The following is a 10,973-nucleotide window of genomic DNA, read 5'->3' as shown; positions in this document are numbered from 1 at the left end:
AAAAAGTTATTCTTGATTTAATTTAAATTAATGAATTGTCTATTCAAACCCATATTTTTTTTTAAATTTTTCAACTTCTTTTAAATATTTAACCTCAAGTTCTTTTTTCTCTTTATCAGATAAAAAAGCAGCTTTTATAGATTGCAAATTAAGCTTTATAAGTTCATCTAAAGATAAATTAAAATACTTTATAGCTTTTATATAATCATCAGTTAAATCAGTCCCCTGAATAATTGGGTCATCAGAATTTAAAGTCACAGGAACACCCATTTTGAAAAGTCTCCCAAAGGGGTGATGCTCCTCATCTGTCCATGCACCTGTTTGAAAATTTGAAGTAATACATTGTTCAAGATAGATCTGATTATCCTTTAAAAAATATTGCAGTTCTCTATCTTTTATTGTTGAAACACCATGCCCTATTCTATTTGCATATAGATAAAAAATTGATTCCCAGATCTGAGAGGAAGGTGAAACCTCACCTGCATGAATAGTAGATTTATAAATTCCATCATGATAAACTTCAGAAAAAAATCGTGAAAAAAGTTTTGGAGGAAAGTTTGTTTCATCACCTGCAAGATCAATCCCAACAATATCTTTTAAATCTAATTTTTTTATTTGATTATATAATTCCAGCATTTCATCCTGATTTTGTTTAGCTCTATTAAATGTAATTAAATATTTAACATTAATGGAAATGTCTTTAGCTGCTTTATTTCCATATTCAACAATCAATTTTGTAACTTCACTTCTGTTAAAATCATTTTGTAGTGCATAGTGCTCAGGTGAAAATCTTAATTCTATATAAAATATACCATCATTTTTAAGGTCTTTAACTGATTCGTAAGTTACATCAGCAACATCTTCAAGACTTCCATACCAATCATTTTTAAATTTTGATAAAAAAAGCAAAAAATCTGAATCAGAATCTTTAGGAAATTGAATCTCTTTTTTAAATTCTTCAAAATCTTTTGGTAGGTCTAAATTGTTTTTTAAAGAAAGTTCAAAGAGTTTCTTTACAGGCATTGTTCCTTCAAGATGCCTGTGTAATTCAACCTTTGGAAAATGCTTTATAATATTTTTGTCTAATAATTTATTATCAATCATAATTCTCCTTTGATTAAAATAATTTAAAAGATAATTCTAATCAGTCAATAATTAACAAATTTATAAAAAATATAATTTTGATTAATTTTCTTATTTGCCACTATAGTATTTTTTTATTTTTCGGTTGATTTACTTAGAAAAATTATTTTTAATTTCTCTACTATATATATTAATTTGTAAAAAAAAATTGACAACTATTATTTTCAGAATAAATTCACTAAAAATATTATTTATTAATTATAAGAAGCTTACTAGTAGAAAATTATGATATTTTACTAAATATTCATTATAAAATAAGGAGAAAGTTGTGCTTGATATTAAATTTATAGAAAATAACATCGAACTTGTTAAAAAAGGGGCTAAAGATAAAAATTTTAATTTAGATATTGATAAATTGTTAGAACTAAATAAAAAAAGAAAATCGATTTTAAAAGATTTAGAAAATCTAAAAGCCATTAAAAATAGAATTTCTAAAGAGATCCCTAAAAAAAGTAATGAAGAAAAGGCTAAATTAATCTCGCAGATGAAAAAAGTAAAGGAAGATGAATTAAAGCTTTCTTCAGAATTAAAAAACATTGAAAAAGAATTCAATGAATTACTTTTAATGGTTCCAAACCCTGCATTAGAAGAGGTACCTGTTGGAAAAGATGATAGTGATAATGTTGAAGTAGAAAAATGGGGTAAAATACCAGAGTTTTCATTCAAATTTAAAGATCATATAACACTTGGAATTGAGCTTGATATTCTTGATTTTAAAAGAGCTTCAAAAATTGCAGGGACAAGAACATATTTTTTAAAAAATGAAGGAGTATTGTTGCACAATGCTCTTTTAAAATATACAATGGATTTTCTTTATTCAAAAGGATTTTCTCCAATGTTACCTCCTTATCTTGTTAGAGAAGAAGCTATGGTTGGAACTGGATATTTCCCTTATGGTAAAGAGCAAGCATATGAAATTGAAAAAGACAATTTATTTTTAATTGGAACTTCTGAAGTTTCTCTAGTTTCATATCACAGCAACGAAACTTTAGAGGAAGATTCTTTACCTTTATTATATGCAGGCCAATCTGCATGTTTTAGAAGAGAAGCTGGAACATATGGAAAAGATACAAAAGGATTATATAGAATTCATCAATTTGATAAAATAGAACAGGTTGTTATATGTAAAAACTCAAAAGAAGAATCAATGAAATTGCATAAATTCCTTCTAGAAAATTCAAAAGAAATTGTAAAATCCCTTGGACTTCCTTTTAGGGTTGTAAAAGTTTGTACTGGTGATATTGGGATGGGGCAGGTTTTAAAACATGATATAGAAGTATGGATGCCTTCAAGAAATTCTTATGGAGAAACTCATTCCTGCTCATCTTTTTTTGATTTCCAAGCAAGAAGGTCAAATATAAAAGTAAAAACCAAAAATGGGAAATCATATTATCCTTATACTTTAAACAATACAGCAATTGCATCCCCTAGAATATTAATACCTATTTTAGAATTATACCAGCAGGAAGATGGTTCTATAAAAATACCTGAAGTTTTGATTCCATATATGAACGGTATAAAATATATTAAAAGAAAAGAAAAAAAACAAAATAAAATAAATTAAATTAAAGAAAAAGATTAAAGAAAATATAATATAAATTAAAAAAATAGAATAAAAGATATCAGAATAAAGAAGATAATATAAAAAATTTAAAAAATTTAATCTTGTAAATTACAAATGTAAAATTTAATAAGTATCATTAGTATATTGATTATCAGGATCATACCATGCTTCGAAAAGTTCTTTCCATGTTTCTATAATACCATCGTTATCAAAATCACAAAAATCTATATTTCCATACAAATATTGTGGTCCATATACACTTTCAGTATCAATTGATGTGTACCACCATTGATAAGCATAGTGGGTTAAAGGACCACTGCCAGCATTATATATTTTATTACCTCTTGATATAAATATTGACAAACCTCTTTTTACATCATTACCCGATCCATAATAATTACCATAATTACTTCCTCCATAAGCAGCAATTACAGAGGACGAAAGAGCAATAATTACATCCTGTGCAGCTAGTTTTAAATTATTACTAAATGTAATGTCATTATAATTAATAATTTGCTGTGCAAAGTCATTTAAATCATAAAATGGAAAGTCTAAGGAGCTATCATCAGTATCATAATAATGATATGTAACATCTCTTATATTTTCAAATAATTGTTTTTGATTTTCATTGTATAATGCTGCTGCAAAACTATCAATTACAGTTTTTAATGAAGAAATATTTGTTAAATCAACACTAACCATTGTTTGGTCAGTTAAACCTGCAGAAACAATATAATCATGATAAGATTTTACAATAAGTTTTCCAAGTTCTACAGGATCATCACTATTTGTTCCACTCATATTTGAAAAGATAGATTGATAATCCCATCCATTTCCCTGTTCCTCTGCAGGAGATGCAGAGAATACTTTTACATAATCTTTAAATTCATAAGCAACTTCAACCATGCCCATTAAGCATGCATCAAAACCCAGAAAATCAAGTTTTGATGAACTATTGAAATTATTGTTGTTGCTGCTTATTGCCTGTTGAACCTCATCAAGATAAAGCGCATCAGAACCTGAACTATCAGTTGATGAGTCATCCCAGCAAATTGCTTTTGAAATACCTGAAGAATCTATGTTATAATCTTGTTTAGAACGTGTTCCACCACCATGATTCCACAAAATTAAAGCATAATGAGTAGCAGAATAGTTTGTTTTACAATAGTTTATAAAATTATCAAGCGTTAAAGGATCCCCCATATTTATCTCATCTCCATCTTGAAACCACCATTTACTTGAATCAGTTTTTGAATAGCTTCCATACTGATTTATCTCAAAAATCTTTGCACCAGTCCAATCAGAACCTTCTCCTAAATCACTTGTATCATCATACCCAGGAATCCTATCAAGCAAAACAACAACCTTAATATTTGGTTTATTTAAACCATTTAACCCGGAAACCATTTCATTAAAATCATCTATTGCATATGGTTCAAGATTGTTATCACCATCTAAATAAATCATAAAAGTCCAGGTTTCTGTCGGACCAAAGTTAGAAGTTAATCCTGTTTGAATATCATCATAAATATTATCAGACCTTTGAAATGGGATATCATACTTTATTGCAAATGTTCCAGTAGAATTATCATCATAAGGAATAATAGCTAAATAAATTTTCTCATCAGAAGTTGCTGTTATTTTAAAAGGAGAATTATATGCTGAATCTTCTAATTCAAAAATCAGACTTGTTTTATCCTGATGGTAAGCTGAAACTAAAATATCTGCTGTGTATTTACCTGAACCGTCATAACTATCATCCCAGTAAATATCATAACTTACACCTTTTTGTGCATTAAAATAATACCATAAAGTTTCATTATTAGAAATTGTACCTTCAACCCAGTTCCCCTGAGTTAATAAATTATTGTTACTTGAAGATAATGAACAGCTATATGAAAACAAAATTAATAAAAGTAAAATTAAAAATAATACTCTTGATTTTAAATTATTAGAATTATTTTTTAAAAACATAAAATAACCTCTCTTTAAAATTATAAGAACTTTAAATAATTTTTATTATGTTCAAGTATGTATAAAAAATCAGGTATAACATAATAATATGGTTCTCAAAATCTAACAATACTATCTTTTATACTTAATAAATCAATTTTACATTTTATCTCTTTATTTTTAAGAAAATTTTAAAAAGAATTTATTACATTTATTTATTATTATATTCTCATTATAATACATTCATTAATAAACTTTTCAGCTATTAACTTTCTTTTATCTTTATTTTTATTTTTGTTACTTTTTGTTATTATTTATCATTATATTATTTTTTCTTCTTCACAATGATAATCTATTATGATTATACAAATATTATTTAATTTACTTTTTTAAAATCACAGGATATTTAACTTATTTGCTAATGTATTTAAAAATAGTCCCACATCTGTTACTAATCCTATTGTTTGATTTGAACCTCTATCAAGAAGTTTTGTTATAACTGAGGGATTAATATCAACACATATTGTTTTAACATAAGAAGGCAACATATTTCCTGTTCCAATTGCATGAAGCATTGTTGAAAGCATTAAAACTATATCAGCATCTTGAATAATTTTAAAATAATGTTCTTGAGCATAAATTAAATCAGTTTCTGTTTCTGGTAAAGGACCATCATCCCTTATTGAGGATGCTAAACTAAAAGGAATTTTGTTTTTTATTAGTTCATACATAACACCAGAAGTTAATGCTCCTTCTTTAATTGCATTTTCAATTGAACCAAAAGAATAAATTTTATTTATTGCTCTCAAATGATTTCTATTTCCTTGATCAGTAGGTTTTCCGGTTTTTAAATCAATCCCTAAAGAAGTACCAAAAAAAGAATATTCAAGATCATGAACAGCTATTGCATTACCACCCAGAAGACCCTGAACATAGCCATTTTTTATAAGTGCAGCTAAAGCATCTCGACCACCAGTATGAATAACAACAGGACCAGCTACAACAACGATTTTCCCATTTTTCTGTCTTATTTTTTTAAGATCATTTGCTATTCTGTCAATAATTGGATGTGAAGACCTTTCAGAAGAGACTTCATTTGTCATAAATCCAAATATATCTGCTTCTCTTTTTCTTGAAGGGGGAAATAATCTTATAGCATCAGAACCACATACAACTTTATCCCCTTTTTTTAAATCCCTTAATTTTTTACATATCGCTCTATCACCATCGATTACAATTACTCCATCCATCCTTATCTTTTCAACTTTTAACCATTTATTATTAAAAAATACTTCTGTTCTATGGTTTGTTGTTGAATAAAAATCATCAGGAGCAACTTTGTTATTAATTACTTCTTTTAAAATAGCATTTTTATGCTTTTTTTCATAACATCCTATATTTATTAACTCTCTAGTGATTCTTGAAAAAATTTCTTCATCATCACTTTTTACTTCAAGTTCTATTGATGAGGGTTCTAAATTATTTTTCCCAATTTTAAAATCAATTATTTCATAATCTCCACCTTCAGAAATTATAAGATTTAAAATTTTTGTAAGAATACCTGAATCTATTAAATGACCTTTTGATATAAATCTTTTCTTCATATATCCCCCTTTGAGTTGAAATGTTTATTATAAATATAAACTGAAATTTATAACTAAATTTAAACTATTATAACATCAAAATTATTATAATAAAAATTATTACAATAAAATGTAAATCATTATATCTAAATTAAATATTATAAAAGCATTTTAATAATGTAATCCTTTTACATAAAAACCAATACCAACTAATAAAAGGATACCTAAACTGGAATAGTATGTTAATGGAATTGAAAGATTTGTCTTTGTCATAATATAATTTGTAAATATCATAAATACAATATAGAAAAACATAATTACAAGAATTGAAACAAATAATGCTTTTCCAACATTAAGATCTTTTATCCCTTTAACAAGTGAAAATCCAGTAAATGCAAATATAAAAGTTGAAATTAAAATTCCAATTTTAAAATGAATGCTTTTTTCATATATTCTTGTACTTTTAATTTTATACTTGCTTCTATCCTTAACACTAAGTTTGTAATAATCTATCCCTTTTGATTTTAAATTATCTAAAATCTTTTGATTTTCAACTTTTACCTGTTCATACTCTTTAAAAATCTCTTTTAAAGGTTTTTCATTGATCTGTAAATATGAATTCAATTTTGGAAAAGAGAAAAAAAGCTCCATAACCTCGAAGTTAGTCTCAACAAAATTTTTTGAGTTTTTTGAACTTACTTCCTGTTTTATATATCCATTAAGTAATTTTAATCCCACATATCCCTTTTGTTTATAATCCTGATCAATAAATCCAGTTTTTGCAAAAATTGTTTTTTGTTCACCCTTTTTTTGGTCAAAAATATATAAATTGATAAATTTTTTTGTTCCCCCTGAATCTATTATTTTTTCTGCATATAATTTATATGTTTGATATCTTGAAACTTTTTTTTCAACAATGCTTGACTCAATACTTTTTACCCTGTATTTGTTAATCTGTTCTCTCCACATTAAAGTTGTTTCTGGATAAATTATTTCCATATCAACATAAGTTAAAATCAAAACAATAATAGCAAATATGAATACAGGTTTCAAAAACACATCAACTTTAACACCAAAACTTCTGATAGCAAGAATTTCAGAAGTTGATGAAAGATTTCCAAATACCAGAGCATTTGCTAAAATTAATGCTACAGGTAATGAAACAAAAATATGCATTGGAAGAGTTAACATTAGTAATTTAAAAATAACAAAAAAAGAAACATTAGTTGCTAAAATTGAATCGATAATTATTCTTATTTGACCAAGAAGAAATAACATTATAAAAAAAGTTGCAGATCCAGTATAATATATAAGCATTAATTTAAAATAGTATTTATCAAATTTGTTAAGCATAAACATTTTCAACTAAAGATTTTAATTAAAATATTATATATTTTCTGATAGTCAAGAATTCAAACTTATTTGTTAATAATAAAATTGAAATTATTGAGATATTTAAAAAATAAGAAATAATTCTATCATTATTAAAATTTTTCTCATTAGGTCAGTTATGTAATTCTATTAATTTAACCTTTTTAAACATTAATAAAAAATAAAAAATATTATCTTTTTAGCCTTTGGCAACTGACATTCACTCGAAAAATTTTAATAATGATAGACATTTAACTTTTAATTATTTAAGTAAATATTATAATTTCATATTTTTTAAATATCTGTTCCTGCCATGAAGTCATTGTACATCTCTCTTATTTGACAACTACAATCAAGTCGAAAAATTTCAATTATGATATATATTGTTTTAATTTTATTTAATCAAATATAATAATTTCAATTTTATTATTAACTGTACCAACCACGAAAAAATATATTTTCTTTTAGGTTTTTGACAACTAATAATCGTTCAAAAAATTTTAATAATGATAGAGATATAGCTCTAATTTATTTTGATTAAAGATTTACAAATATAACAATTTCTAATTTTATTCTTTTCTTAAAATTATTGGACTAAATATAAATCAGAGTTAAAAACATGTATTTCTGTCCATGTATAACCAGCTAGCACTTCTCCAAAAATTGTAGCTTCATAATCTCCAGAATTTTTTGTTCCAGAATCATCCATATCAATATAAATATCTAAAAAATATCTAGCATTTGAATCAATTTCTGAAATTGTAGTAAGTTCAACATGATAATGAGTTGAATTTGGAAATTCAGTAATGACTCCATGCATCGTTTCAATATAATTAGTAAGCTGATCATTAGTTATGTTTGAATAAATATCAGCATAACAAGTTTTTCCATTCCATGTATTATCTTCAAACACAATATCAAATGTCATTCTTCCTTTTGAAGCATTAACAGGAGATAATTTAAAAATATCGCATCCTGTTAAAATTAGAAAAATGAATAAAATAGAAAGAAACAAAATTTTTTTTCTCATGACCTTATCCTTTTTTATTATTTTAAAACTGGATAATTAAGAAAAATTAAAATGAAAAAAAATATAAAAATTTATAATTAGTAAATAATGGGGAAAAAAATTGAATACAAAGGCGAATAATTGAATTTAACAATAGATTAACTTTTTTAAATCCAATAATTTAAGCTAATAAATAATATTAATATAAAATATTATAACACTATTTTTTCTGTAATCAACACAATTTAATTGACTATGTAAATTAAAAAAAAGATTAATAAAAAAAGAAGCTACCTTTTAAGATAGCTTCATTTTTTATTTTGTTATTTTATTATTTTGTTTTTTCAATTATTTTATCAACAATTTCTTCATAAATTTTGCCACCTTCAGTTTTTGAATAATGATAAACATATGGTTTTCCTTTATCACTACTCTCTACAATATTTGGATCAATTGGAATTTTACCTAAAACATCAATATTGTGGTTTTTCGCAATTATCTCTGCTCCAACTCCTTTAAAAATATCAATTGGTTTTCCACAATGAGGACATTTAAATGCAGACATATTTTCAACTATACCAAGAATCGGTATTTTCAACTCTTCACAAAATCTTACAGTTCTTCTTGCATCAATTAAAGCAACATCTTGAGGAGTAGCAACAACAATTGCTCCATCAAGACCTTTAAGTTCTCTATTAATTGTAAGATGTTCATCACCTGTTCCTGGAGGTGAATCAATAATTAAATAATCAAGTTCTGGCCATGCAATATCACCTAAAAACTGTTTTATTGCACCACTTTTTAATGGCCCCATCCATATAATAGGGTCATCTTCATTTTTAAGTAATGATGCAATTGTCATAGCCCAGACATTTTCTACAACTTTAATAGGCATTGGCCTTCCATCTTCAGAAAAATCACTTAACCTTTTACCTTCTATACCTACCATCTTAGCAATTGATGGACCATGAATATCAATATCCAGTATTCCAACTTTAAATCCTTTTAAAGCAAGACCAAAAGCAATGTTAACAGCAACTGTTGATTTCCCTACACCACCTTTTCCAGAAAGAACTAACAATTTCTTCTTAATTTTAGAAATTGTGTTTTTAATGTTAAGCTCTCTCATAGAAGCTTCAACATTCATTTTCTCATTTTTCATCTTTTCTGTCCTTTAATTTATTATTTTTTTATTATATTTAAAACTTTTATTGTATTTTAAACTTTAAACAATATCCAATTTTAAAAATTTTAAATTACTGATTTTATGAATCAAGTCTAATCTATTTATTTTATTTTATTTTCTTTTAAATTAATTTTTTTTAAATTATATTTTTATCTATAAGGAGGAAAAAGAAAAAAAATTACATTTTTTAGCTTAAAACATTAATTATTTTAAAAAAATCTCATATTAAAAAATTTAACATTAATAAGATATTGAAAAACATACCACCCTGTCAATAAAAAAATAAAAAAAATCTTGCCATATCTATAAATTATCTGCATAAATATTTTTGTTAATATTTAAAATGACAATAATATTAAAAATCTGTTAATTGAAAAAATTTATATATATATTATAAAGAATATAAAAGTAACATTACTATAAAAATTAAGATTTTTTACTTAATTTAACTAAAATAATAAATTAAAGGATTTTTATGATTTTGATAATCCCAATCTTAATAGTTTTTATTCTTGTTATATTGATGCTTTATTATAAAAAAAAGGACAGAAAAAAATATTATACCCCTTTTAAAACTGCTTTTTCAATATCCATTTTTCTTTTTGCTTTATTTATCTCTTTTTATACTAAAAAATTGACAAATAATTATCCTTTTTACATAATTTTAGGGTTATTCTTTTCAATTCTCGGAGATTTTTTCTTATCAATTGAAGAAAAATATTTTATATATGGTGTAATATCATTTTTTATAACTCATATATTTTATATAATTGCTTTTTTAAATATCAAATTTTCCTTTAATTTATATTTATTATCTATTCTTCTTTTTATTGGGATAACAACTTATTTAATGATGTTTAAAAATTTAGGTAATTTAAAACTACCCATCTTGCTATATACTTTTATAATTATTATAATGTTATATTTTTCACTTATGATACTTTTATCATCAAATTTTGGTTATTTATTTCGATACACTTTATTTTCTGGAGCTTTATTATTCTTTATTTCTGATTCAATTTTATCCACTAATAAATATATGTTTAAAATAAGATATAGAGATTACCTGGTTGGATTAACATATTTTATTGGCCAGATTTTAATAGCAATTTCAATTTTTTATTTGTAGCTATTTTTATTTAGTATATTGAGATTATACCTCTA

The 10,973-nt window shown here is 24.7% G+C and carries 8 protein-coding genes; 2 read left to right on the top strand and 6 right to left on the bottom strand.

The features are described 5' to 3' along the window. Positions 1 to 39: 39 nt before the first annotated feature. Positions 40 to 1,104: an adenosine deaminase gene (gene add, locus ACZ5EC_RS12860; protein ID WP_464302885.1), complete on the bottom strand. Its 1,065-nt coding sequence runs from the start codon at positions 1,102 to 1,104 to the stop codon at positions 40 to 42. Positions 1,105 to 1,411: 307 nt separating this feature from the next. Between add and serS the strand changes: the two genes are divergently transcribed. Further along, the gene (gene serS / locus ACZ5EC_RS12855; protein ID WP_464302884.1) at positions 1,412 to 2,707 is read left to right on the top strand and encodes a serine--tRNA ligase; all 1,296 of its coding nucleotides are present in this window, start codon (positions 1,412 to 1,414) and stop codon (positions 2,705 to 2,707) included. 123 nt (positions 2,708 to 2,830) lie between these two features. Here serS and ACZ5EC_RS12850 read toward each other — a convergent pair whose 3' ends face one another. The 5 genes from ACZ5EC_RS12850 to ACZ5EC_RS12830 form a co-directional block, all read right to left on the bottom strand. Then, complete coding sequence (locus ACZ5EC_RS12850; protein WP_464302883.1) at positions 2,831 to 4,681, bottom strand: clostripain-related cysteine peptidase; 1,851 nt, start codon at positions 4,679 to 4,681, stop codon at positions 2,831 to 2,833. 374 nt (positions 4,682 to 5,055) lie between these two features. Next, positions 5,056 to 6,264, bottom strand: a complete 1,209-nt coding sequence (locus ACZ5EC_RS12845; protein ID WP_464302882.1) for an ornithine cyclodeaminase, nickel-pincer nucleotide-dependent — start codon at positions 6,262 to 6,264, stop codon at positions 5,056 to 5,058. Positions 6,265 to 6,414: 150 nt separating this feature from the next. Then, positions 6,415 to 7,596, bottom strand: a complete 1,182-nt coding sequence (locus tag ACZ5EC_RS12840) for an LptF/LptG family permease (protein WP_464302881.1) — start codon at positions 7,594 to 7,596, stop codon at positions 6,415 to 6,417. Positions 7,597 to 8,200: 604 nt separating this feature from the next. After that, on the bottom strand, positions 8,201 to 8,644 hold the full coding sequence (locus tag ACZ5EC_RS12835) for a hypothetical protein (protein ID WP_464302880.1): 444 nt from the start codon (positions 8,642 to 8,644) through the stop codon (positions 8,201 to 8,203). A gap of 310 nt (positions 8,645 to 8,954) precedes the next feature. Then, a complete protein-coding gene (locus ACZ5EC_RS12830) occupies positions 8,955 to 9,785 on the bottom strand; it encodes a P-loop NTPase (RefSeq protein ID WP_464302879.1) in 831 nt (276 codons plus the stop codon). Between the two features lie 499 nt (positions 9,786 to 10,284). On the opposite strand from ACZ5EC_RS12830, the gene ACZ5EC_RS12825 reads away from it, so the two are divergent. Continuing rightward, positions 10,285 to 10,938 (top strand): lysoplasmalogenase, encoded by a 654-nt coding sequence (locus ACZ5EC_RS12825; protein ID WP_464302878.1) that lies wholly within the window; start codon positions 10,285 to 10,287, stop codon positions 10,936 to 10,938. Positions 10,939 to 10,973: the final 35 nt, after the last annotated feature.

Source organism: Exilispira thermophila, assembly GCF_055389015.1.
Note: the sequence above shows the minus strand (reverse complement) of the source record. Positions and strands in the feature narration are given on the sequence as shown.